We start from the raw sequence: 23289 nt of genomic DNA, 5'->3' as shown, positions 1-23289 counted from the left end.
GCCCGGCCGCGGCCGGGGCCCCGGAAGGTGAGGAGCGCGGGCAGCCGGACGGCGCGCGGGCCGGTGCGGCTGTCGGCGACGAGCGGGAGGCTCGCGGACTCGTCGATCGCGTAGTCGCCCTGCTCGTGTGCGTGCAGATGTTCGGCGACCCGGTCGTGGTCGGCGACGACCAGGCCGGTCGCGTCGACGACCACCGCCCCGTTCTCCTCCCACAGCACGGGCCCGCTCCACACCACGGACAGCGCGAACGACTCGTCCCCGGCCCGTACGGCGGCCTCGTCGCCGGAGGTGAGGAAGTGCTTGTTGCGTACGGCGAACAGGACCCGGTCGCCGATCCGGCGGAACTGGGCGAGCCGCGCCTTGCCCGCCCTGCCCCGGTCCAGCCAGAGGTCGCTTGAGCCCAGGCCCTGGGAGAGGGAGACGGTGAGGAGGAAGGGTTCGTCGAAGTGGCGGATGCCCAACAGCAGCCGGTCCGACCGGAGTTCGGGGTCGGGGAGCAGATCGATGAAGTCGGCTTCGCCGGGCATGCGGGGGCCTTTCGGTTGAGCGTCGTCGAGTTGATGTTGCCAGGCCCCCGCCGCTCGGTTCGCCATGGCTCGTTGTTACGGTTCGCCGGTGTCTGAATCTTCACGTGATACCGCCGAAGGCGCCGGTTGGGGCACCGCGGAGCGCGGCGCGTACCAGCAGCTCATGCCGTCCCATGCCGAGAAGGTCTCGTGGCTCGACCCGAGGACCCTGTGGGCCGCGCGCAACGGCGTGCTGGCGTCCTGGTTCGGGGACCCCACGGGCAGCACTCGCGGCCGTTGGGTCGCGCAGCGCACGGCCGCCGGAGCACCCGCGGACAAGGTGATCCGACGCGATGACCCCGACACCTTCTCCTTCATGGTCATCGGCGACACCGGCGAGGGCGACGACCCCCAATACGCCGTCGTGCCGGGCTTTCTGAAGGTCAGTCAGGGAACGAACTTCGCGGTCGTCACCAGTGACGTCATCTATCCGGTCGGCACCGCGGACGACTACGAGACGAAGTTCTTCCGCCCGTATCAGCACTACCCGGCACCCATCTACGCGATACCGGGCAACCACGACTGGTACGAGGGCCTCGGCGGCTTCATGCGCGTCTTCTGCGACGACGCGCCCGCGCTGCCCGCGCCGCAGTCGAAGCCGCGCCCGCTGACGCGTACCTGGTGGCGCTCGCTGCTGTGGCACCACGCCCGCCCGTCCGACGGCCAACGTCTGGACAAGGCACGTCAGTTGCGCTCCTCGCCACTCCAACAGGCCGTCCAGCCCGGCCCGTACTGGGCGATGGACGCGGGACCGGTGCGGATCATCGGTATCGACACGGGCCTGTTGGGCACGATCGACGCCGAACAGGGCGCCTGGCTGCGGGAGGTGGCGAAGGGCCCGACGCCGAAGATCCTCCTCACCGGTTCGCCCCTGTATGTGGACGGCGAGCACCATCCCTGCGCCATCGAGGGCGGCGGCACGGTCGACGACATCGTCAGCGATCCGGCCCACCATTTCGTGGCCGCGATAGGCGGCGACATCCACAACTACCAGCGGTATCCAGTGCGGTTGGCGGACGGCCGCACGCTCCAGTACGTGGTCTCGGGCGGCGGCGGCGCGTTCATGCACGCGACCCACACCGTCCCGCGCGTCGACATCGGCGACGTCACCGAGCAGGACTTCCGCTGCTATCCGCTGCGCGGCGACTCCCTGGCCTTCTACAGCAGGCTGTACGGGCGCCGGCTGCGGCTGCGGCGCTTCTTCACCCTCACCGAGGCCGAGGCGTCGGCCGTGATCTGCGAGCGCCTCGGCATCCCGCCGACCCGCACCCCGGGCCCGCCGGTCCGCGTCACCCGGCGCGTCCGGCTGGTCGCGAGCCTGCTGGGCGCGGGCGGCCGTCCCGACCGCACCTCGCGCTTCCGGCTCCCGGTGCGCAAGCTCTACACCCAGCTGTTCTCGCCCAGCTCGGTGACGTACAGCCCGCCGTTCTTCAAGTGCTTCCTGCGGCTGGACGTCACCCCGGAGGCACTCCACCTGCGCTGCTTCGCGGCCACCGGCAACCGCGCCCAGGAGATCGACCCGCCGGTCGAGGACGAGATCACCATCCCGCTGCGCTGATCACACGCCCGCAACGTTCGCCTGTCACAATCGGGACAGAACAGAACTGACGTACGACCGCCGGAGGAGCCCGTGCCGTCCATCTCACGCCCGTTGCGGAAGCTGGGCTTCCTCACGATCGGCCTGTTCGACGAGGCCGATCCGCGCCGGGGCCACGAGTCGACGCTGGAGATCATCGAACTGGGCGAGCGCCTCGGCTTCGACAGCGCGTGGCTGCGTCACCGCCATCTCCAGTACGGCATCTCCTCCCCCGTCGCGGTCATGGCGGCGGCGTCGCAGCGCACCAGCCGTATCGAACTCGGCACCGCGGTGATCCCGCTCGGCTGGGAGAACCCGCTGCGGCTTGCGGAGGACCTGGCGACCGTCGACATCCTGTCCGGGGGCCGCATCAACCCGGGCGTCAGCGTGGGCCCGCCGATGCACTTCGACCAGGTCAAGGACGCGCTGTACCCCGACACGGCCGACACCGAGGACTTCGGGTACGAGCGGGTGCGGCGGCTGCTGGACTTCGTGCGGGGCAAGCCCGCCACCGACTTCAGCGGCGTCGAGGGCTTCGAGGTGTTCTCCGACCGGGTCCAGCCGCACTCCCCCGGTCTGGGCCGCCGCCTGTGGTACGGCGGCGGCAGCACGAGCTCGGCGAAGTGGGCGGGCGAGCACGGGATGAACTTCCTGACGAGCAGTGTCGTCAAGGCCGAAGGGCCGGACGAGTCAAGGGACTTCGCCGAGATCCAGATCTCCCACATCCGCACGTTCCGCGCCCACCACCCGGACGGGGAGTCCGCCCGCGTCTCCCAGGGGCTGGTCGTGATCCCCACCGACTCCGCGTCGCCCGAACAGCGCGCGAAGTACGAGGAGTTCGCCCGCAAGCGCACTCCCCGTACGACGTCACCGCAGGGCCCGGCCCGGCTGATGTTCGCGCCGGACCTGGTCGGCACCTCGGAGGAGATCGCCGAACTCCTGGACGCGCACGCCGCGTTCAGGGAGATCGACGAGGTGGCGTTCGCGCTGCCGTTCACCTTCGAGCACGAGGACTATGTGCAGATCCTCACGGACATGGCGACGAAGCTGGGGCCGGCACTCGGGTGGCAGGCCTCCGCCTGACCGCACTCCTCACCAGCGGCCCGGTTCGGTGCCGACGATCGGCTCCGAAGGCATGCCGTCGACGCCCACCGGTATGTCGCCGGTGAGCATCACCCGGTGCATGGTGCGGGGGAAGCCGAGGTGGGCGTTGTCGCTGGGGGCGAGGTGGATGGTGGCCCGGTTGTCCCAGAAGGCCACGCTGCCCGGCTCCCAGCGGAAGCGGACGGTGTACTCGGGCCTGGTCGCCTGGGCGAGCAGCAACTCCAGGACCGCGGCGCTCTCCGCGCGGGAGATGTCGGTGATCTGCTCCAGGTAGTAGCCGTTGACGAACAGCACCCGCTCCCCCGTCTCGGGGTGCACCCGTACCAGCGGGTGCACCGAGGCGACCTGGTGGTCCAGGAGGTGGCGTACGTACGCGTCGTCGCCGGGCCGCGGCTGATAGCCGACGCCGAGCCGGTGCTCGGCCCGCAGCCCGTCCACGAACTCCCGTACCGGCTGCGACAGTCCGGCGTACGCGGCGGCCAGGTTCGACCAGGTGGTGTCGCCGCCGTACGGCGGGACGGTCTCCGCGCGCAGGATCGTCGCGGCCGGCGGGTCGATGCGGGCGCCGTGGTCGCAGTGCCAGCCGCGCAGCAGGGTGTGCCGTCGGCGCTCCAGCCACTCCTCGTGCTCCATGCCGAACCGGCCGCCCAACTCCAGCCGGTCGGCGGTCGTTTCGATCTCGGGGAAGCCGGCCGGTGAGGCGCTGCCGCGACGGCCGAGCACGACCGGTTCGCCGAACCGTCGCGCGAACGCCACATGCCTCGCGTGATCGAGCCGTTGGTCCCGGAAGAACACGACCTTCCAGCGCAGCACCGCAGCCCGGATCGCGGCTACCACGGCGTCGTCGAGTTCACCGGCCAGATCGACACCGGTGATCTCGGCCCCGATGTGCCCGGCGGCCGGCTTCACCTCCATGCCGTCCACCCGCACCGCCTCGTCGGTCGTACCGCTGTCCGTCGTCATGCGCGCTCCGTCGTCGTACCTGCTCGGTCGGTCGTGCCCACCGGGTCGTACCCAGGTCGTACCGGGTTCAAGGAGATCGTGACAGCGATCACCGCACGAGGCGACAGGGCTCCCGGGCGCCCATACTGGCTGTACCGCACAGTCAAGGGAAGGTCGACCGTGATCAGCATCCCGACGCACACGCTCAACGACGGAACGAAGCTCCCCGCCATCGGCCTGGGCACCTGGCCGATGGACGACGCGACCGCCGAGGAGGCCGTCGACGGCGCGTTGCGCATGGGCTATCGCCTGGTGGACACGGCGACGAACTACCGCAACGAGACCGGCGTCGGCCGGGGCATCGCGCGCAGCGGTGTGCCGCGCGAGGAGATCGTCGTGACGACGAAGCTGCCGGGCCGCCACCACGGCTACGACGAGACCCTCGCCTCCTTCGAGGAGTCACGTGCGCGGCTCGGCGTGGAGTACGTGGACCTGTATCTGATCCACTGGCCGCTGCCCCGCGTCGGCAAGTACGTCGATTCGTGGAAGGCGATGATCAAGCTCCGCGAGGAGGGTCTCGTCCGGTCGATCGGCGTCTCCAACTTCACGCCCGGGCACATCGAGCGGCTGGAGAAGGAGACCGGCGTGCTGCCCTCCGTCAACCAGATCGAGTTGCATCCGCTGTTCCCGCAGGACGGACTGCGTGCCTTCGGCGCCGAGAAGGGCGTTCTCACCGAGAGCTGGAGCCCCCTCGGGCGCGGTTCCGACCTGCTCGCCGACCCGACCGTCCTGACGGTCGCGGAGGCCTTCGGTGTCACGCCGGCTCAGGTGGTGCTGCGCTGGCACACCCAGCTCGGGGCCGTCCCGATCCCCAAGTCGGCCGACCCGGACCGGCAGCGCGCCAACCTCGACATCTTCGGCTTCGAACTCGGCCCGGCCCAGCTGGCCGCCCTCTCCGACCACGCTCCGCAGCGCCTGGGCGGGGACCCGGAGACCCACGAGGAATTCTGAGCGTCCCGGAGGTGGAAGTTGCGTGTTTCCGCCCCCAACTCGCCTTCCCTGCCTCTATGTTCACGGCGGAGACTCAAGATCTCACCGGAAGGTTCTCGTATGCGCAACGCGTTCCGTACCGCCGTGACCGGGGCGGTGGCCGTCGCCGCTCTGCTGGCCGGTGGCACCGCCCAGGCGACCCCCGCCGGGCCCGGTGTCACCGCCCGGCTGATCAGCCAGACCACGATCGGCGACACCGACTACACCGTGCGCGAGATCACCATTCCGCCCGGCCAGGCCACCGGCTGGCACTACCACGACGGCCCCCTGTACGGAATCGTCAAGCAGGGCACGCTCAGCCACTTCGACTCCGGCTGCGCCTCCGACGGCGTGTACAAGGCGGGCAGCACCATCCAGGAGCCGGCCGGGTCGGGCAACGTGCACATCGGCCGCAACCTGGGGAAGACGCCTCTCGTCCTGGACGTGCTGTACGTCCTGCCGCACGGATCGCCGTTCTCGGAGGACGCGCCGAACCCCGGCTGCCCCTTCGAGTGAGCGGTCCGGTCAGTCGGGCGGCAGCGGCTGCTCCGCCCAGATCGTCTTGCCGCTGCCGGTCTGCCTGCTGCCCCAGCGCTGGGTGAGCTGGGCGACAAGGAGAAGTCCGCGTCCGCCCTCGTCGTAGGCGTGGGCGCGGCGCAGATGCGGTGAGGTCGAACTGCCGTCGGAGACCTCGCAGATGAGGGCGCGGTCGCGGATCAGGCGGAGCTGGATGGGCGGTTGGCCGTACCGGATGGCGTTCGTGACCAGTTCGCTGACGACGAGTTCGGTGACGAAGGCCTCCTCCTCCAGTCCCCAGGCGGCGAGTTGCTCGGTGGCGGCCTGCCGGGCCCCGGCCACGCGGGCGGGGTCCGGTTCGATGTCCCAGGTGGCGACCCGGTCGCCGCCCAGCGCGCGGGTGCGCGCCAGCAACAGGGCCACGTCGTCGCTCGGCTCCGCCGGCATCACGGCCTTCAGCACCGAGTCGCACAGTGCGTCCAGGGACTCCGCGGACGCGGTGAGCGCGCGGCACAGTTCGGCGGTGGCGTGGTCCACGTCGCGGTCCCGGTCCTCGATCAGACCGTCCGTGTACAGGGCGACGACGGCGCCCTCGGGAAGCTCCAACTCGACCGCCTCGAAAGGGAGTCCGCCGACTCCGAGCGGTGGTCCCGCGGTCATGGGGACGAGGCTCGCGGTCCCGTCGGGCAGGACGAGGGCCGGTGGTGGATGTCCGGCGGCGGCCATGGTGAGGCGGCGCGAGACGGGGTCGTAGACGGCGTAGAGGCAGGTCGCGCCGAGTTCCGCGACCTCGTCGCCCGTGTCGTCGGTCGCGAGATGGGTGACCAGGTCGTCGAGGTGGGTGAGGAGTTCGTCGGGCGGCAGGTCCACGTCGGCGAGTGTGCGGACGGCCGTACAGAGGCGGCCCATGGTCGCCGAGGACGCGATGCCGTGTCCGACGACGTCGCCGACGACGAGGGCGACCCGGCTGCCGGACAGCGGGATCACGTCGAACCAGTCGCCGCCGATGCCCGCGAGCGAACCGGAGGGCCGGTAGCGGTGCGCCACCTCGACCGCGGCCTGTCCGGGCAGGCCTCTGGGCAGCAGGGTGTGCTGCAAGGCCAGTGCGGTGCTGCGTTCGCGGGCGAAGCGGCGGGCGTTGTCGATGCAGACGGCGGCCCGGCTGGCCAACTCCTCGGCGAGTACGGCGTCGTCCTCCGCGTAGTCGTCCGGGTGCGCCATGCGGACGGCCACCGCGACGCCGAGGGTGGTGCCGCGCGCCCGCAACGGCACCGCGATCATCGAGTGGACGCCCTCGCGGTGTGAACGGCCTTCGGGAGAGCGGGCGTTGCGGTCCTCCACCCAGCGGACGAAGTCGGGTTCGCCCGCCTGGCCGCGTACCGCCCGTCCTTCGCGCAGGGCCCGCACGGGCGGTGAGGAGAGCGGGTAGACGTCCGCGTGCCCGAGGTGCACTGCGGCGTCCGGCGCGCCCTCGGTGACGGAACCGTGGGCCACGCGGCGCAGCACGATCTCGTCGTCCGGGGCCTGCGGCGGTTCGTCGGCGCCGAGCACCCAGGGCAGCAGGTCCACGCTGGCGAAGTCGGCGTAGCGCGGCACCAGCAGCTCCACCAGTTCCTCGGCGGTGCGCACCACGTCGAGAGTGGTGCCGATGCAGGTCGCCGCCTCGTTGAGCAGGGCCAGCCGCTGTCGGGCGAGGTACTGCTCGGTGCTGTCGAACGCCGCGAGGGCGACCGCCGTCAGCTCGCCGGAGGGATCCCTGAGCGGCCACATCTCGATGCTCCAGGCATGCTCCCGGTTCAGGGCGGGGGCGCCGGCCCAGCTGTCGTAGCGGACGGGTCTGCCCGTCTCGACCACCTGGCGCAGGTTGTGGAGGAAGGCACGGCTGTGTTCGGCGTCCTCGACGCTCTCCGGGAAGAACCGGCCGATCAGGACGTCCTCCGGTACTCCCATCACGCGGCAGGCGACGTCGTTCACGCGGAGATAGCGCTGCCCGGTGTCGAAGACGGACAGTGACATCGACGCCTGCTGGAAGGCCTGCTCGGCGAGGGTGGGGCCGGGTCCGGCGGGGGGTTCGGCGGTGAGGACGTATCCGTCCGGTGCGCCGTCCGCGCCGAGCACCGCGCAGGCCCGCACGGTGAGCGGGAGCGGGGAGCCGTCCCGGTGTCGTAGGACCACCGGGCCGACCATTGCGGCCACGGACGTGGCGGCGGGGGGTTCGGCGAGCAGTGCTGCCACCGACCGGCCCACGGCCTCCTCGGCCGGGTATCCCGTCAGTGTCCGGGCACCCTCGCTCCACCCCGTCACGATGCCCCGGGCATCGATGACCGCCGCGGCGGAGGCCTGCTCCATATCGTCCAGGATGGTCCCTGTGGCGCAGTGCCTCAACCGCGATACGGCATTTGTGGCCTCTGTGTCACTTCCGGTGGGCGCGAATGGCGGCGAGGGCGCGGTCGGCGTGGGTGTTCATCCGGAGTTCGCTGGAGACGACCTCCAGGATCGTGCGGTCCTCGCCGATGACGAAGGTGGCCCGCTTGGTGGGTGCGAGCGAGAATCCGCGCTTCACTCCGAACCGCTCCCGGATCGTTCCGTCGACGTCCGAGAGGAGCGGCATGCCGAGGGTGTTCTTTCCGGCGAACTCCTTCTGCTTGTCGACCGTGTCGCCGCTGATGCCGACGGGCCGGGCGCCGACGGCCGCGAACTCGGCCGCCAGATCACGGAAGTGGCAGGCCTCGGCGGTGCAGCCGGCGGACAGGGCGGCCGGATAGAAGAAGAGCACCACGGGCCCCTCGGCGAGCAGTTCCGTGAGGCCGCGTTCCGCGCCGGTCTCGTCCGGCAGTGTGAAGTCCTCGACCTTGTCGCCGACGTTCAGGCGTCCTGTCATGACTGTCCCTCCCCATTGTTCTTCGCGACACTACGGGCCCACAGCACGAGGGGTATCTGCAGGGGCAGCCGTCCGAGGGCCGCCGCCTTCTGCGGGGCCGGGCGGTCCCGCCAGTCCAGCGCCATCTGCACATTGGCGGGGAACACGCCCACGAAGAACGCCGCCGCGGCGAGTGCGGCCCGGCGCCGGGTGCGCGGGACCGCGATCCCGGCGGCCAGCGCCAGTTCGACGGCACCGCTCGCGTACGTCCAGGTCCGGGGCGTCCCCGGCAGGGCGCGCGGGATCGTCGCGTCGAACTGTTTCGGCGAGGCGAAGTGGGCGACCCCCGCGGTCGCCAGCAGACCGGCGAGCAGCAGCGACGAGCGTTCGGACCGTGGCACGGTTCCTCCTCTGATGGCCTGCCGCGCGATATTACTCGACGGTAGACACGCCCGGTGACGCCCTCCGCCCGCTCTTCGACTCTACTGTTTTGGTCTGACCTTTGATATGTTTCGCAACCGGAACCGGAGAAGGGTCCCGTGCATGGACTTCGAACTGACCGAGGACCAGGAAACGATCCGCAAGTCCGTCGCCGGACTGCTGCGCGACTTCGACGACCAGTACTGGATGGAGAAGGACCAGGCGCACGAGTTCCCGACGGAGTTCTACGACACCGTCGCGGGCGGCGGCTGGCTCGGGATCACGATCCCGGAGGAGTACGGCGGCCACGGCCTCGGCATCACTGAAGCCAGCCTGCTGCTGGAGGAGGTGGCACGCTCGGGCGGCGGCATGAACGCGGCCAGCGCGATCCATCTGTCCATCTTCGGCATGCATCCGGTGGTGGTGCACGGCTCCGAGGAACTGAAACGGCGGACGCTCCCGCGCATCGCCGACGGCGACCTGCACGTCTGTTTCGGCGTCACTGAGCCGGGCGCGGGACTCGACACCGCGAGCATCACGACGTACGCGCGACGCGACGGCGACCACTACGTCGTCAACGGCCGCAAGGTGTGGATCTCCAAGGCGATGGAGTCCGAGAAGATCCTTCTCCTGACCCGCACCAGCAAGGCCGACGAGGTCGCCAGGAAGACCGACGGGATGACCCTGTTCCTGACGGACATCGACCGCGACCGGATCGCCATCCGCCCCATCCCGAAGATGGGCCGCAACGCCGTCACCTCGAACGAACTCTTCATCGACGACCTGCGCATCCCCGTCGAGGACCGCGTCGGCGAGGAGGGCCAGGGCTTCCGCTACCTCCTCGACGGCCTCAACCCGGAACGCATGCTGATCGCGGCCGAGGCCCTCGGCATCGGCCGGGCATCGCTCGACAGGGCCGTCCAGTACGGCAAGGAACGCATCGTCTTCGGCCGCCCGATCGGCATGAACCAGGCCATCCAGTTCCCCCTCGCGGACTCCCTCACCCGCCTCGACGCCGCCGAACTCGTGCTGCGCAAGGCGACCTGGCTGTACGACAGCGGGAAGCCCTGCGGGCGCGAGGCGAACACCGCCAAGTACCTGTGCGCCGACGCCGGGTTCACGGCCGCCGACCGGGCCGTGCAGACGCACGGGGGCATGGGCTACTCCGAGGAGTACGCCGTGGCCCGCTACTTCCGCGAGGCCCGCCTCATGCGCATCGCACCGATCAGTCAGGAAATGATCCTGAACTACCTGGGATCACACACGCTGGGACTCCCGAGGAGCTACTGAATGACCGACAGCACAGGGCTGTTCGACCTCACGGGCCGGTCGGCGCTGGTCACCGGTGCCGGGGGCGGCATCGGCTCCGCGGTCGCCGAGGCGCTGGCGCGCGCGGGTGCCGCAGTGCTGGTGACCGACGTCGACGAGTCGGCCGCCGCGGCCGTCGCGGGGAAGATCAACGCGGCGGGCCTGACGGCGGACAGCGCCGCTCTCGACGTACGGGACCGGTCCGCCGCCGACGCGGCGGTGGCACGCGCGGCGGCGCTCGCCGACGGGACGCTGCACATCCTGGTCAACAACGCCGGGGTCATCGCCCCGGCCATGTTCGACAAGCTGGAGGAGGACGCGTTCCGGCGGGTCCTCGACATCCATGTGATGGGAACCTTCCACTGCGCGCAGGCCGCGCTGCCGTTCCTGCCGGACGACGGGAAGGGGCGGATCATCAACGTCACCTCGTCGGCGGGCCTGGTCGGCACGCTCGGGCAGGTCAACTACTCGGCCGCGAAAGCCGGGATCATCGGGCTGACGAAGTCCCTGGCCCGCGAACTGGCGCGCCGACGGGTACTGGTCAACGCCCTCGCACCGCTGGCGGCCACGCCCATGACGGAGACCATCCGCACCAACGAGAAGTTCTCGGCCCAGATGCTCGCCCGGATTCCGCTGGGCCGGTGGGCGGAGCCGGCGGAGATCGCGGGCAGTTTCGTGTTCCTCGCCTCGGACGCGGCCTCCTTCATCACCGGTCAGGTGCTGCCGGTGGACGGCGGCATGGTGATGTGACAGGCGGTCCGGGTGCTGTGTTGAATGGTTCAGCCAAAGAGGCCGAAGAGCGCGGCCTGCGACGAGAGGCCTGAACCTGTGCAGAGCGCCGAGCACCCTTCCCGCACCGTCCGGGGGCGCGCCGCGGCCGGTGAGCCCCGGCCGCGCTTCGACACGCTCACCGTGCCCAAGGCGTCCGACGTGCTGGCAGCGGAGGTGCGCGAGCGGATCCTCTCCGGGGAGTTCACGGAGGGCATGGCGCTGCCGCCTGAACGGCAACTGGTGGAGCAGACCGGGCTCAGCCGGGCGACGGTGCGCGAGGCGCTGCGCGTCCTGGAGGTCGAACGGCTCCTGGAGATCAGGCCGGGGCGCGGGGGCGGCGCCTTCGTGCACCGGCCCGGGCGTGAATCGCTCGCCAATACGGTGCGGTTGGTGATCCGGGGACAGCGGATCCGCCTGGAGGACCTGCACGAGACCCGGGAGGCGATCGAGCCGGCGTGCGCGGCGCTGGCGGCCAGGCGTCGCACGGACGCCGACCTCGCGGAGCTGGACGACGCCCACACGGAGCTCGTCGCGGCGGGCGGGGACATCCAGCGGTTCCTGCGCGCCAACGTCCGCTGGCACAACGCGGTGGCGCGGGCCGGCGAGAACGAGCTTCTCATCGGGTTCATGAGCGCTCTCTCGCAGTCGATCCACGCGGCCACCGACATCGAGCAGTTCATGGACGCCGACATCCGCAAGCTCACCGCCCGTGCACACGCCCGGATCACCGAGGCGATCCGAGACCGCGACAGCGAGGCGGCGATGCGCCGGATGACACGTCATGTGTGCGGCTTCGCCCGGGCGGCGGCCGAGGTGGACGGCCGGGACGGCGTGGAGCTGACCGATCCGGAGAACTGACCCACTCAAGGGTGAGAATGTGATTCTCTTCTTCGTGCAACACCATTGACAGTTTCGGTCGGACCTTTAATACCATCGCGGTATGAGCAAGGTGAGTTCCGTGCTGACCGTGGCCGCCGACGGAGACGTCCGCATCGTCACCCTGAACCGCCCCGACCGGCTGAACGGCGTGTCCGAGGAGCTGCACCGACGGCTGTCGGAGGTGTGGCGCGAACTGGCGGACGACACCAAGGCCCGGGCCGTCGTCCTCACGGGCGCGGGACGGGCGTTCAGCGCCGGCGGCGACTTCGACCATCTGCTGCGCCATCACACCGACCCGGAGCTGCGGGAGCGGTCCATCCGTATCGACCGCACCATCCAGACCGAGATGATCCGCTTCCCGCTGCCGGTGATCGCCGCCGTCAACGGCCCGGCGGTGGGCCTGGGTTGCAGCCTCGCGCTGGCCTGTGACCTCGTACTGATCGCCGAGGACGCCTACTTCGCGGATCCGCATGTGTCGGTCGGCCTGGTGGCGGGCGACGGCGGAGTCACCCTGTGGCCGCTGCTCACCAGCCTGCTGCGGGTGAAGGAGTACCTCTTCACCGGGGACCGCATCCCGGCGGCCAAGGCGGTCGAGTTCGGCCTCGCCAACCGCGCGGTCCCGCCCGACGACCTCATGCGCGAGGCCCTCGCCCTGGCCCACCGGCTGGCGGCCCAGCCCGCCGAGGCCCTCCGCGCCACCAAGCTGGCCCTCGCCGCCGTCGTCGAGCAGGTCTCGCGCGGCGGCATGGAGGCGGCCCTGATAGCCGAGCGGGCCACGATGACCAACCCGGACCACATCCGCATCATCACCGACCTCGCGGCCCGCGCCGAGCGGCGCGCCAACCCCCCTGAGGAGCACTGAGCGTGGAGCGCGAGGAGTTCGTCCTCGTCCGCGAGACGGTGCGCTCGCTCGTACCCCGGTACGGCGTGACCTCGGCGGACGAGGTGAAGCCGGCTACCCGTTCGGCCGCCCAACAGGCCCTGGACGACATGGGTTTGAGAGATCTGCGGCGCACCTCTCCCCCGGCGGCGACCACGCAGGAGTGCGCACTGCTCGCGGAGGAACACGGCCGCCACCCGCTCACCACGTCCCTGCTCGGTACGGTCCTGCTCGCTCCGGAGCTGCTCCGGCTGCTCGGCAACGGCACCTCACGGGGAACCCCCACCGTCGCGCTCACCCGCGAGCTCCGTTTCCCCGGAGCCACGGCGTCCGAGCTCGTCGCCTGGGACTGCGAGGGCGCCGACAGCGCGCTCTGCGTCACCACCGACGGGACGGTCACCCGGGTCGAGTTGGGCCCGACGGCCCCGAGCACGGACCTGCTGCGCACGATCCGCGCGGTCCCCGCCGACACACCCGCGAGGACCGTCGGCCGGCTCGCCGCACCGGACCGACTCCGCTGGCAGGCCTACGCACTCGTCGTCGTGACCGCCGAACTCGTCGGCGCGGCGGGCTCGTTCGTGGAGCAGGCGGTCCAATACGCCCGCGTACGGCGGCAGTACGGGCAGGCGATCGGCTCCTTCCAGGCCGTACAGCATCTCCTCGCGGACGCGACGGTCCTGGTGGAGGCGGGCACCAGTGTCACGCGCTACGCGGCCTGGTGTCTCGACAACGAACCGCCGGAGCGGGCCCTGACGACGGCACGCGTCGCCAAGGCGGAGGTCAACTCCTCGGCGCTGGAGGCGGTGTACGCCGGGATGCAGGTCTTCGGCGGTATCGCCCAGACCTGGGAGCACATCGCGCACCTGTATCTGCGCAAGGTGCGCCTGGGCGCGACGCTGCTCGCCACGACGGACGACCTGCTCCCCGCGCTGGCCGCACCGGAGGTGCCGCGATGACCGACACTCCGCTGGACTTCGGCGACCCGGCCGACCTGGACCGGCTGCGCCACGAGTTCCGTGCCTGGCTGGCCCAACACCCGCTCCCGGAGCGGCAGTCGGGCGAACCGGTACCGGTCTTCCTCCTTCGCTGGCACCGGCTGCTGCACTCGGGCGGCTGGGTCGGCCTGGACGTCCCTGAGCGCTACGGCGGCCGGGGCCTGACCGCGCTGCACCAGGTCGCGATCAGTGACGAACTCGGCGCCTGCCGGGCCCCGGGTGTTCCACGGATCGGGTATCTCGCCCACGCCCTCCTGGAGTTCGGCTCGAAGGAACAGCGACTGCGGTTCCTGCCAAGGATGTTGGCCGGTGACGAGGTGTGGTGCCAGGGCTTCAGCGAACCGGGCGCCGGTTCGGACCTGGCGGGCATGAGCACCTTCGCCGAGCGGCACGACGGCCACTACAAGGTGCGCGGTCAGAAGCTGTGGACCAGCTACGCCCAGTACTCCGGTCTGTGCCTGCTGCTGGCCCGCACCGACCGCTCGGCACCGGCCCACAAGTCGATCTCGGCGTTCGTCCTGCCCCTGGACCGCCCCGGGGTGACGGTACGTCCGCTGCGCGCGGCCAACGGCGACGACGAGTTCTGCGAGCTGTTCCTGGACGACGTCCGCGTCGAGGAGTCCGAGCGTGTCGGCGCCGAGGGCGTCGGCTGGGCGCTGGCGATGACGACGGTGTCGTACGAGCGCAACGCTCTCGACACCGGGCACATCTCGAAGTACGGACTGCTCGTCGAGCGGTTGCGGCGCCACGCCGCCGAGCGGGGTGCCGGCCTTCCCGACGGGCTGCTGTCGCGGATCGGCCGGTGTGTCGTGGACTACGAGGTCCTGGTGGCGCACGCCCGTCGCCGTACCGCCGAGCGCCTCGCCGGACAGGCCGCCGGCCCGGAGTCGTCCGTGGACAAGCTGCTGATGACGAGGACCGAACAGCGGCTCTACGACACGGCACTTGAGGTGTTCCCGGCCGAACTGGCCCGGGAGGGCGGCGAGTTGTTCGGTGACTACCTCTACTCCCGCGCGGCCTCCGTCTACGGCGGTACCTCCCAGATCCAGCGGAACATCATCGCCAAGCGGATCCTGCGTCTCCCCTCGAACGGCTAGCCCTGGAGCCAACTGATGCGCTACGACGACGAATTCCTGAGCATCCCCCACGTCATCAGGCTGGCGGCCGAACGCTTCGGGGACGCCACGGCACTCATCGACCAGGACCGCCGGTGGACGTTCCGGGAGCTGGCGGAGCAGCTGGTCGACGCGGTCCGAGCCACCATCGCGCTCGGCATCAAGCCCGGGGACCGGGTCGGGCTGTGCGCCCCCAACTCGGCGGAGTGGATCTTCGCCGCGCTGGGCATCCACGGCGCCGGGGGCGTACTGGTGCCGCTCAACACACGGTTCAAGGCGCAGGAGATCTCGTACATCCTGCGGAAGTCGGAGGCGGCGGCCGTCTTCGCCTCGCCCTTCCTCGGGAACGACTACGTCGGCGAACTGCGGAAGGCCGATCCGGGACTGCCGGCGCTGCAGAAGACGGTGTCCGTTCTCGGTCCGCGGGGCGCCGCCGAGCTGGTGTGGAACGACTTTCTCCGTGCGGGAGAGGGTGTTTCGGCGTCGGCGGCCCATGAGTCGATCGACCGGCTGACGCCGGACGACGTGTCCGACGTGATGTTCACGTCCGGCACGACGGGCCACCCCAAGGGCGTGATGCTCACGCACGGCCAGTCCCTGCGCGCCTACGGGTGGATGGCCGAGGAGTACACGTTCCGGGCCTCCGACACCTTCCTGGTGATCCCGCCGTTCTTCCACTGCTTCGGATACAAGGCGGGGTGGCTGGCCTCCCTGATGCACGGGGTGACCGTCATCCCCATGGCCGTCTTCGACGCCGGGCGGGCACTGGACCTCATCGCCCGGGAACGGGTCAGCATCCTCCTCGGACCGCCGACCATCTTCCACGACCTGGTCAACCATCCGGACCGGGCCACACACGATCTGGCCTCGCTGCGGGTCTCCATGACAGGCGGCACCACGATCCCGGAATCGCTGATCCGCGCCATGAAGACGGAGTTGTCGTTCGACATCGTGATGAGTGCCTACGGCCTCACCGAGTCCACGGCGCTGGTGACCACGACCCGGGTCGGGGACTCGGAGGAGACGGTCGCCCACACCACCGGGAGGGCCATTCCCGGTGTCCAGGTCCGGATCGTCGCCGACGACGGTCTGGACGTCCCGATCGGCCTCGACGGCGAGATCCTCGTGCGCGGCTACAACGTCACCCGCGGCTATTGGGACGACCCCGACGCCACCGCTTCGGCGATCGACGCCGAGGACTGGCTGCACACCGGGGACATCGGACGGCTCGACGACGACGGCAACCTCGCCATCGTCGACCGCAAGAAGGAGATGTACATCGTCGGCGGCTTCAACGCCTATCCGGCGGAGATAGAGAAGCTGCTTCTCGGCTGTGAGAGCGTCCAGCAGGTCGCCGTGATCGGGGTTCCCGACGAACGTCTCGGCGAGGTCGGCTGCGCCTTCGTGGTGGCGCGTGCGGACCACACCCCGACCGAGACCGACGTCATCGCCTGGGCCCGGGAGCACATGGCCAACTTCAAGGTGCCCCGCCATGTCCGCTTCGTCGGCCAACTCCCGCGCAACGCCGGCCAGAAGGTACTGAAGGACGAACTCCGTGCCACTTTCACGACCGCGGGCTGACATGACGACGACCGGGCCGCTGGCCGGAATCACCGTGGTGGCGTTGGAGCAGGCGATCTCCGCTCCCATGTGCACCCGCACGCTCGGCGACTTCGGCGCCCGCGTGATCAAGGTGGAGAACCCCCGGGGCGGAGACTTCGCCCGCCACTACGACGACGTCGTCAAGGGCCTCGGCGCGCACTTCGTGTGGGTCAACCGGGGCAAGGAGTCCGTGGCCCTGGACCTGAAGACACCCGGCGGCATGGGCGTCCTGCACCGCCTGCTGGAGCGCGCCGACGTCCTCGTCTCCAACCTCACACCCGGCACCACGGCCAAACTCGGCATCTCCCCCGGCGACTTGACGACCCGTCACCCCGAGCTGATCGCCGTCGAGATCGACGGCTACGGCCCGGGTGGCCCCCTCTCCCACAAGCGCGCCTATGACCTCCTCGTGCAGGCCGAGTCGGGCGCCTGCGCGGTGACGGGCCACCCCGGAGCACCGGCCAAGCCGGGACCTCCGGTGGCCGACGTGTGCAGCGGCCTGTACGCCGCGCTGTCGGTCGTCGCGCTGCTGTGCGGCAGGGAACGCGGGGTGGGTCCGGCCGCCTCGTCCGTCGCGGTGAGTCTGTTCGACACGATGACGGAGCTGATGGGCTATCCGCTCACGTACACCCGCCACTCCGGTGTCGAGCAGCAGCCGCTCGGGATGAGCTCCCCCGCCGTGGCACCGTACGGCGCCCATCGCACCGCCGACGGCCACACCGTGATCCTCGGGACGACGAACGACCGTGAATGGCAGCGCCTGGCAAGGGAGTTGATCGACCGGCCCGACCTAGCGGACGACGCCCGCTTCCGGAGCAACGCCGGGCGGGTGGAACACCGTGCCCTGCTGGAGCCGGAGATCAGCGCCTGGTGCGCACGGCACGACCTCGCGGAGGTGCAGGCCCGCGCGGACGCGGCCGGCATCGGCAACTCCCGCTACAACACGCCCCGTGACGTCATCGCCCACCCGCATCTGCGGGCGCGCGACCGGTGGCGGGAGATCGACACGCCGTCCGGTCCGGTGCCGGCGCTGCTGCCGCCCCCGGTCATCGCCGGGTACGACCCGCCGATGGGCGCGATTCCCGCTCTCGGCCGGCACACCGACGCCGTACTCGCCGAACTCGGCCTCACGGGCGAGGAGATCGCCGTTCTCCGGGCACAGGGAGTGGTGCGATGAGCGGGCCGCCGGTGCTTCTGACGAGCGACGCCGACGGTGTGCGGACGCTGACGCTGAACCGGCCGGAGCGCAAGAACGCGATCGACGCCGACCTGTGGGACGCGCTGCGATCGGCGCTGGCCACGGCGGGCGGCGATCGTACGGTGCGTGCACTGGTGCTGACCGGTGCCGGTGGCGCGTTCTGCTCCGGGGCCGACATCCGCAACGGTGTCAGCGGCGAGCATCCGCTGTACCGGATGCGGACCCTGAGCGAGGTCACGCTCCTGCTGCACGAGCTGCCGATCCCCACGATCGCCAAGGTGCGCGGCGTCGCGGTCGGCGCGGGCTGGAACCTCGCCCTGGGCTGCGACTTCGTCGTCTCGACCCCGGAATCCACGTTCTCGCAGATCTTCGCCCGCCGTGCCCTGTCCCTGGACTGCGGCGGCTCCTGGCTGCTGCCGAAGCTGGTGGGGTTGCAGCAGGCGAAACGGCTGGCGCTGTTGGCGGAGACGATCGACGCCGAGGAGGCCCGCGCACTGAACCTGGTGACCTGGGTCGTGGACGCCGACAAGATCGACGCCTTCGTGGACGACCTGACCGCCCGGCTGGTCGCCGGAGCCCCGGTCGCTCTCGCGCAGAACAAGGCGCTCCTCAACGAGAACGCCGATCGCACGCTGCGCGAGGCCCTTGCCGGCGAGGCGCGGGCGCAGGCCATGAACTTCGCCACGGCGGACGTCCCGGAGGCGTACGCCGCGTTCACGGAGCGGCGGGCGCCGCACTACACCGGCCGCTGGGCGGTTCCGCGCACCGCGGCGCCGAGAGCAACGGAGGACAGGACACGTGATGCGTGAGGCAGTGCTGGTGGAGGCGGTCCGCACCGCCGTCGGCAAACGGAACGGCGGTCTGGCCGGCGTGCACGCGGCCGACCTCTCCGCCGTCGTCCTCCAGGCCCTCGTCGACCGCACGGGCCTGGATCCCGAGGTCGTGGACGACGTGGTGTGGGGCTGCGTGGGCCAGTTGGGCGACCAGTCGAGCAACATCGGCCGTTACGCGGTGCTGGCCGCGGGCTGGCCCGAGACCATCCCGGGGACGACGGTGAACCGGGCCTGCGGATCGAGCCAGCAGGCCCTGGACTTCGCCGCCCAGGCCGTCATGTCCGGTCAGCAGGACGTCGTGGTGGCGGGCGGCGTCGAGGTGATGAGCCGGGTGCCGCTCGGGGCCTCCCGGGCCGGCGGGATGCCGTACGGCCCCCAAGTCCTTGCCCGTTACGAGGACTTCTCCTTCAACCAGGGTGTCTCGGCCGAGCTGATCGCGCGGAAGTGGGGACTGGGCCGGGGTGCCGTCGACGAGTTCGCCGCGCTGTCCCACGAGCGGGCGGCGACCGCGCAGGACGGCGGGGCGTTCGACGCCCAGATCGTGCCGGTGGCCGCCGGCACGGGCACGGTGACCGTGGACGAAGGCATACGGCGCGGTACCAGCGGCGCCACTCTCGCCAAGCTGAAACCGTCCTTCCAGGAGGGCGGGGTGATCCACGCGGGCAACTCCTCGCAGATCTCCGACGGCGCGGCGGCCCTGCTGGTGACGACCCCGGAGAAGGCCCGTGAACTGGGGCTGACGCCGATCGCGCGCTACCGCGCGGGCGTGGTCACCGGTTCCGATCCGGTCCTGATGCTGACCGGGCCGATCCCGGCGACCGAGATGGTGCTGCGCAAGGCCGGAGTAGCACTCTCCGAAGTGGGCGTCTTCGAGGTCAACGAAGCCTTCGCGCCGATCCCGCTCGCCTGGCTGGCCGAGACCGGAGCGGACCCGGCCCTCCTCAACCCGCTCGGGGGCGCCATCGCGCTCGGGCATCCGCTCGGCGCGTCGGGCGCCGTCCTGATGACGCGCATGCTCCACCACATGCGGGACCACGGGATCCGCTACGGCCTGCAGACCATGTGCGAGGGCGGCGGCACCGCCAACGCCACCGTCGTCGAACTCGCTTCCTGACAGGGGATGTTGTGCGCCGAGACGTCTTCACCGACGACCACGAGGCATTCCGCCGGCTGGCGCGGGACTTCATCGCTGGCGAGGTGGTCCCCCACTACGCCGAGTGGGAAGAGACCGGTCGGCTCCCCCGCCCACTCTTCGAACAGCTGGGCTCGCTCGGCCTGTTGGGCACGGCCGTCCCCGAGGAGTACGGCGGAGCGGGCCTGGCCGACTACCGCTACAACGTCGTCCTCCAGGAGGAAGCGGCCCGCGCCCTGGTGACGTTGGGTACCGTCCGCACCCAACTCGACGTCGTCCTGCCGTACTTCCTCACCTACGCCGACCGGGACCAGCGCGAGCGCTGGTTCCCCGGTCTGGCCTCCGGGAAGCTGCTGACGGCCGTCGCGATGACCGAGCCGGGCACGGGCTCCGATCTCGCCGGGATCCGTACGACCGCCGTGCGCGACGGGGACTCGTACGTCCTCAACGGCGCGAAGACCTTCATCACCGGCGGGCTCCTCGCCGACCTGGTGATCGTCGTCGCCCGTACGTCGACCGACCCGGACAACCGCCGTGCCGGGCTCACCCTGCTGGTCGTCGAGGACGGCATGCCCGGCTTCACTCGGGGCCGGGTGCTGCACAAGCTGGGCATCAAGGTGCAGGACACGGTCGAGTTGGCCTTCGACGACGTCCGGGTGCCGGTCGCCAACCGGCTCGGCGAGGAGGGCGCCGCGTTCGGCTATCTCGGCCACAACCTGCCGCAGGAGCGGATGACGGTGGCGGTGGGTTCGGTCGCGCAGGCGCGGGCCGCCCTGGACACGACGATCGCCTACGTCAAGGAGCGCAAGGCATTCGGGAAACCGGTCGCCTCCTTCCAGAACACCAAGTTCGAACTCGCCGCGGTGGCCGCCGAGATCGAGGCCGCGCAGGCGATGCTCGATCGGGCGGTACTCGAACTCGTCGCCGGCGAACTGAGCGGACCGGACGCCGCCAAGGTCAAACTCTTCTGCACCGAGATGCAGGCCCGCGCGGTCGACCGCTGTCTGCAACTGTTCGGCGGCTACGGCTACATGCTGGAATACCCCATCGCCCGGCTCTACGCGGACGCGCGCATCACCCGCATCTACGCCGGAACCAGCGAGGTCATGAAGGTCATCATCGCCAAGTCCCTCGGATTGTGAGGCGGTCACGGTGCCGGACTTCTCCAGCAGACCAGGTGTCGCGTTCGTCGCGGGCGGCTCGGGCGGTATCGGGGCGGCGGTCGTACGACTCCTCGCCGAGCGGGGCAGCGACATCGTCCTCACCTACCGGGCCAACCAGGAGGCGGCGGACGCGGTGGCCGCCGAGGTCACGAAGCTCGGCCGTCAAGTCCGGTCGCTACGTCTGGACTTGACCGACGAGTCCGCCGCGGCCGAGGTCGTGTCCGAGGTGGGCGGTGGCATCCACACCCTCGTGTACGCGTCGGGCCCGCACGTCCCGATGAGGCACCTGAGCAGGGTGACGCCGGGCGAGTACCGCGCCCAACTCGAAGGCGACGCCGTGGCGTTCTTCAACCTGGTGCATCCCGCGCTGCCGTTGCTGCGCGAGAGCCGGGGCAACATCGTCGCCGTGACGACCGTTGCCACCCGGCGCTTCCCGGTACGGGACGGGCTGTCCTCGGGCGCGAAGGGCGCGGTCGAGGCGGTGGCCCGGGCACTGGCCGCCGAGGAGGGCCGCTACGGCGTCCGCGTGAACTGCGTGGCGCCCGGCATGCTCAACGACGGTATCGCCGGCCGTCTGATCAGCTCGGGCGAACTCGACGAGGACGCCCTTGCGGTCACCCGGCGCAACATTCCGCTGCGCCGTTTCGGCGACGCCACGGACATCGCGGAGGCGGTCGCGTTCCTCGCCTCCGACCGGGCCGGGTTCATCACCGGGCAGGCGTTGGGAGTTGACGGCGGCTACAGCGTGTAGCGGTCATGCGGGCGCGATGCGGCGGCCCGACACGTATGCGGCGCGGACCAGTTCACCGGACAACGCGTCGAGGGCCGTGCGCAGCGGTGCGTGGAGCAGGCACAGGTCGGCGACCGCGCCGACTGCCAACCGCCTTGTCCGGGCGGGGTGTTGGGGCTCGCCGGTGAACAGCCGCAGCGCGGCCTCGGGTCGGAGCCGCTCGCCGTCGTCCCGTTCGGTCGCCGCCCGCATGACCGCCCAGGGGTCCGGGGTGCCGTAGGGCGCGTCGGTGCCGGCGGCGATCGGGATGCCGGCCTCGGCCAGGGAACGGCAGCGGTAGAGGTGCGGGCGGTCGTCGGCGTCCAGGTCGGTGGCGTACGCGGCGCCCCGTTCGACGGGGAAGTGCGGCTGGGTCACGACCGCCACCCCGAGCCGTCGCAGCCACGGGATCATCTCGGCCGGGATGACCGACCCGTGCTCGATCCGGTCGCCGTCGGCCGGGCCCGCCTCGTCCAGGGCGAGCAGCGTCACCAGCAACTGCACCCGGGTCACGCAGTGCACGGCGACCGACCTGGGCCTGATCTCCCCTATGGTGCGGGCGAGTTGGGCGGGCGTGGGGAGCGTCGGATCGTCGAGCATCAGCTTCACGGGCTCGTCGACGCCCATCACCAGGAGCCGTTGCGGAAGGACCGACAGCATCTGGGTGAGTCCGCCGGCCGGGTGCGGATCGGCGTTGGTGAACCCGGTGACACCGAGTGCCGCCGCCCGCCGCCCCACGCCCTCCAGATCCAGCCGTACGGGCGGCACGAACCCGCGCAGCCGCTCGTCCTCGCGCCAGAACCGTCCGTCGCCCTCCAGCCCGGCCGCCCGGAGCGCGGCGCTGTTCCACATCCACAGCGCGCCGGTGCGATGCTGCACCCGCACCGGGCGATCGGGAACGAGCGCGTCCAGCGTCCACCGGTCCAACTCCCCGGCGACGCTCTCGTGGTAGCCGACGGCCCGCACCCACTCCCCCGGCGGCCCACTCGCCAAGGCCGCCGCGAACGCCGTACGGTCTCGTACCTCTGTCGGCCCGACCCGCACGGAAGCGGCTTCGGCGGCCAGCGCAGCGAGGTGGACGTGATGGTCGTGCAGGCCCGGGAGCAAGGCACCGCCCCGACCGTCCACGTCACCCGGACCCGCGAGAACGGGCCCGATCTCGGCGATCCGCCCGCCTTCGATCCGTACGTCCACCGCCGCTCCGTGGCCCGCCACCTCCACGTTTCTGATCAGCACGGCGGACGGACCCGTGCAGGCGCCTCAGCAAGGGTGGCGGCGCAGGCCGCCATGGAGACGCAGAGGAGTTCGCCGCCTCCCCCGGCGAGGGAGCGGGCCGCGGCGTGGGCTGCGAAGACGCCGGTGACGGGGTCGGCGAGCGCGTCACCGAGGAAGACGGGGTCGCCGTTCGGGTCGAGGCCGGTCAGACCGCCGGCGACGGCAGCGTCGTCTCCGAAGGCGATGCGGTCGTTCTCGCGTCCGTAGCCGGTGATGCCGACCCAGACCCGGTCAGGAGCGGTTCTGGTTCATGTGGGACGAGCTCTCCGAGGGCTCGCTCGGCGCCGTCGTACTCGCCGACACCCGCCGCCTGGAGGACTGCTTCGCCGCCCTCGACTACTTCGAGCGGCGCTCCA

Annotated in this window: 21 protein-coding genes and 2 pseudogenes; 17 read left to right on the top strand and 6 right to left on the bottom strand. The window is 70.9% G+C overall.

From position 1 onward, the window contains the following. A pseudogene (locus tag R6V09_RS15925) lies at positions 1 to 527 on the bottom strand (zinc-dependent metalloprotease); the annotation flags it as partial. A gap of 88 nt (positions 528 to 615) precedes the next feature. On the opposite strand from R6V09_RS15925, the gene R6V09_RS15920 reads away from it, so the two are divergent. Further along, positions 616 to 2124, top strand: coding sequence for a metallophosphoesterase family protein (locus tag R6V09_RS15920; protein WP_317882059.1), 1509 nt, complete (start codon positions 616 to 618; stop codon positions 2122 to 2124). Positions 2125 to 2196: 72 nt separating this feature from the next. Then, on the top strand, positions 2197 to 3225 hold the full coding sequence (locus R6V09_RS15915) for an LLM class flavin-dependent oxidoreductase (protein WP_317882058.1): 1029 nt from the start codon (positions 2197 to 2199) through the stop codon (positions 3223 to 3225). Positions 3226 to 3234: 9 nt separating this feature from the next. Here R6V09_RS15915 and R6V09_RS15910 read toward each other — a convergent pair whose 3' ends face one another. Then, positions 3235 to 4209: a TauD/TfdA dioxygenase family protein gene (locus R6V09_RS15910; protein ID WP_317882057.1), complete on the bottom strand. Its 975-nt coding sequence runs from the start codon at positions 4207 to 4209 to the stop codon at positions 3235 to 3237. A 159-nt stretch (positions 4210 to 4368) separates the two neighbouring features. Here R6V09_RS15910 and R6V09_RS15905 point away from each other — a divergent pair, with 159 nt between their 5' ends. Continuing rightward, entirely contained in the window at positions 4369 to 5199 is an 831-nt protein-coding gene (locus tag R6V09_RS15905) for an aldo/keto reductase (RefSeq protein ID WP_317882056.1), read from the top strand. Positions 5200 to 5298: 99 nt separating this feature from the next. After that, positions 5299 to 5733, top strand: coding sequence for a cupin domain-containing protein (locus R6V09_RS15900; RefSeq protein WP_317882055.1), 435 nt, complete (start codon positions 5299 to 5301; stop codon positions 5731 to 5733). 9 nt (positions 5734 to 5742) lie between these two features. Here the strand turns inward: R6V09_RS15900 and R6V09_RS15895 are convergent, their stop codons facing one another. The 3 genes from R6V09_RS15895 to R6V09_RS15885 all read right to left on the bottom strand — a co-directional run bounded on the left by R6V09_RS15895 (position 5743) and on the right by R6V09_RS15885 (position 8994). Next, positions 5743 to 8082 (bottom strand): ATP-binding SpoIIE family protein phosphatase, encoded by a 2340-nt coding sequence (locus tag R6V09_RS15895; protein ID WP_317882054.1) that lies wholly within the window; start codon positions 8080 to 8082, stop codon positions 5743 to 5745. A 64-nt stretch (positions 8083 to 8146) separates the two neighbouring features. Beyond that, on the bottom strand, positions 8147 to 8614 hold the full coding sequence (locus R6V09_RS15890; RefSeq protein ID WP_317882053.1) for a peroxiredoxin: 468 nt from the start codon (positions 8612 to 8614) through the stop codon (positions 8147 to 8149). Then, entirely contained in the window at positions 8611 to 8994 is a 384-nt protein-coding gene (locus R6V09_RS15885) for a DoxX family protein (protein ID WP_317882052.1), read from the bottom strand. The genes R6V09_RS15890 and R6V09_RS15885 overlap by 4 nt, the downstream gene beginning before the upstream one ends. 142 nt (positions 8995 to 9136) lie before the next feature. Here R6V09_RS15885 and R6V09_RS15880 point away from each other — a divergent pair, with 142 nt between their 5' ends. The 12 genes from R6V09_RS15880 (at position 9137) to R6V09_RS15825 (ending at position 21640) form a co-directional block, all read left to right on the top strand. Beyond that, entirely contained in the window at positions 9137 to 10303 is a 1167-nt protein-coding gene (locus R6V09_RS15880; RefSeq protein ID WP_317882051.1) for an acyl-CoA dehydrogenase family protein, read from the top strand. After that, positions 10304 to 11071 (top strand): SDR family NAD(P)-dependent oxidoreductase, encoded by a 768-nt coding sequence (locus R6V09_RS15875; protein ID WP_317882050.1) that lies wholly within the window; start codon positions 10304 to 10306, stop codon positions 11069 to 11071. It begins immediately after the preceding gene. A 78-nt stretch (positions 11072 to 11149) separates the two neighbouring features. Beyond that, a complete protein-coding gene (locus R6V09_RS15870) occupies positions 11150 to 11950 on the top strand; it encodes a FadR/GntR family transcriptional regulator (protein ID WP_317882049.1) in 801 nt (266 codons plus the stop codon). 82 nt (positions 11951 to 12032) lie between these two features. After that, positions 12033 to 12833 (top strand): enoyl-CoA hydratase/isomerase family protein, encoded by an 801-nt coding sequence (locus R6V09_RS15865; RefSeq protein ID WP_317882048.1) that lies wholly within the window; start codon positions 12033 to 12035, stop codon positions 12831 to 12833. Between the two features lie 2 nt (positions 12834 to 12835). After that, a complete protein-coding gene (locus tag R6V09_RS15860) occupies positions 12836 to 13807 on the top strand; it encodes an acyl-CoA dehydrogenase family protein (RefSeq protein WP_317882047.1) in 972 nt (323 codons plus the stop codon). Next, complete coding sequence (locus tag R6V09_RS15855) at positions 13804 to 14943, top strand: acyl-CoA dehydrogenase family protein (protein WP_317882046.1); 1140 nt, start codon at positions 13804 to 13806, stop codon at positions 14941 to 14943. The genes R6V09_RS15860 and R6V09_RS15855 overlap by 4 nt, the downstream gene beginning before the upstream one ends. A gap of 15 nt (positions 14944 to 14958) precedes the next feature. Then, complete coding sequence (locus R6V09_RS15850; RefSeq protein WP_317882045.1) at positions 14959 to 16542, top strand: FadD3 family acyl-CoA ligase; 1584 nt, start codon at positions 14959 to 14961, stop codon at positions 16540 to 16542. Between the two features lies 1 nt (position 16543). Beyond that, positions 16544 to 17740 (top strand): CaiB/BaiF CoA transferase family protein, encoded by a 1197-nt coding sequence (locus R6V09_RS15845; protein WP_317882044.1) that lies wholly within the window; start codon positions 16544 to 16546, stop codon positions 17738 to 17740. Then, positions 17737 to 18570 carry an enoyl-CoA hydratase/isomerase family protein gene (locus R6V09_RS15840; RefSeq protein WP_317882043.1) on the top strand — a complete coding sequence of 278 codons (834 nt, stop codon included), beginning with the start codon at positions 17737 to 17739 and terminating at the stop codon, positions 18568 to 18570. The genes R6V09_RS15845 and R6V09_RS15840 overlap by 4 nt, the downstream gene beginning before the upstream one ends. Next, complete coding sequence (locus tag R6V09_RS15835) at positions 18563 to 19708, top strand: thiolase family protein (RefSeq protein ID WP_317882042.1); 1146 nt, start codon at positions 18563 to 18565, stop codon at positions 19706 to 19708. The genes R6V09_RS15840 and R6V09_RS15835 overlap by 8 nt, the downstream gene beginning before the upstream one ends. Positions 19709 to 19719: 11 nt before the next feature. Next, entirely contained in the window at positions 19720 to 20868 is a 1149-nt protein-coding gene (locus R6V09_RS15830; RefSeq protein ID WP_317882041.1) for an acyl-CoA dehydrogenase family protein, read from the top strand. A 10-nt stretch (positions 20869 to 20878) separates the two neighbouring features. Next, positions 20879 to 21640 carry an SDR family NAD(P)-dependent oxidoreductase gene (locus R6V09_RS15825; protein WP_317882040.1) on the top strand — a complete coding sequence of 254 codons (762 nt, stop codon included), beginning with the start codon at positions 20879 to 20881 and terminating at the stop codon, positions 21638 to 21640. Positions 21641 to 21643: 3 nt separating this feature from the next. Here the strand turns inward: R6V09_RS15825 and R6V09_RS15820 are convergent, their stop codons facing one another. After that, entirely contained in the window at positions 21644 to 22894 is a 1251-nt protein-coding gene (locus tag R6V09_RS15820; protein ID WP_317882039.1) for an amidohydrolase family protein, read from the bottom strand. Positions 22895 to 23159: 265 nt separating this feature from the next. Between R6V09_RS15820 and R6V09_RS15815 the strand changes: the two are divergent. After that, positions 23160 to 23289: pseudogene (locus tag R6V09_RS15815) on the top strand (ATP/GTP-binding protein); the annotation flags it as partial.

The organism is Streptomyces sp. W16 (genome assembly GCF_033194735.1).
Lineage (GTDB): Bacteria > Actinomycetota > Actinomycetes > Streptomycetales > Streptomycetaceae > Streptomyces.
This window is presented reverse-complemented; position numbering and strand designations above follow the sequence as displayed.

What these genes read in the sequence shown, in the direction of transcription:
- R6V09_RS15910 (WP_317882057.1), bottom strand. Translation starts at nt 4,209, where the DNA reads ATGACGACGGACAGCGGTACGACCGACGAGGCGGTGCGGGTGGACGGC.
- R6V09_RS15900 (WP_317882055.1), top strand. Translation starts at nt 5,299, where the DNA reads ATGCGCAACGCGTTCCGTACCGCCGTGACCGGGGCGGTGGCCGTCGCC.
- R6V09_RS15895 (WP_317882054.1), bottom strand. Translation starts at nt 8,082, where the DNA reads ATGGAGCAGGCCTCCGCCGCGGCGGTCATCGATGCCCGGGGCATCGTG.
- R6V09_RS15890 (WP_317882053.1), bottom strand. Translation starts at nt 8,614, where the DNA reads ATGACAGGACGCCTGAACGTCGGCGACAAGGTCGAGGACTTCACACTG.
- R6V09_RS15880 (WP_317882051.1), top strand. Translation starts at nt 9,137, where the DNA reads ATGGACTTCGAACTGACCGAGGACCAGGAAACGATCCGCAAGTCCGTC.
- R6V09_RS15875 (WP_317882050.1), top strand. Translation starts at nt 10,304, where the DNA reads ATGACCGACAGCACAGGGCTGTTCGACCTCACGGGCCGGTCGGCGCTG.
- R6V09_RS15865 (WP_317882048.1), top strand. Translation starts at nt 12,033, where the DNA reads ATGAGCAAGGTGAGTTCCGTGCTGACCGTGGCCGCCGACGGAGACGTC.
- R6V09_RS15855 (WP_317882046.1), top strand. Translation starts at nt 13,804, where the DNA reads ATGACCGACACTCCGCTGGACTTCGGCGACCCGGCCGACCTGGACCGG.
- R6V09_RS15850 (WP_317882045.1), top strand. Translation starts at nt 14,959, where the DNA reads ATGCGCTACGACGACGAATTCCTGAGCATCCCCCACGTCATCAGGCTG.
- R6V09_RS15845 (WP_317882044.1), top strand. Translation starts at nt 16,544, where the DNA reads ATGACGACGACCGGGCCGCTGGCCGGAATCACCGTGGTGGCGTTGGAG.
- R6V09_RS15840 (WP_317882043.1), top strand. Translation starts at nt 17,737, where the DNA reads ATGAGCGGGCCGCCGGTGCTTCTGACGAGCGACGCCGACGGTGTGCGG.
- R6V09_RS15835 (WP_317882042.1), top strand. Translation starts at nt 18,563, where the DNA reads ATGCGTGAGGCAGTGCTGGTGGAGGCGGTCCGCACCGCCGTCGGCAAA.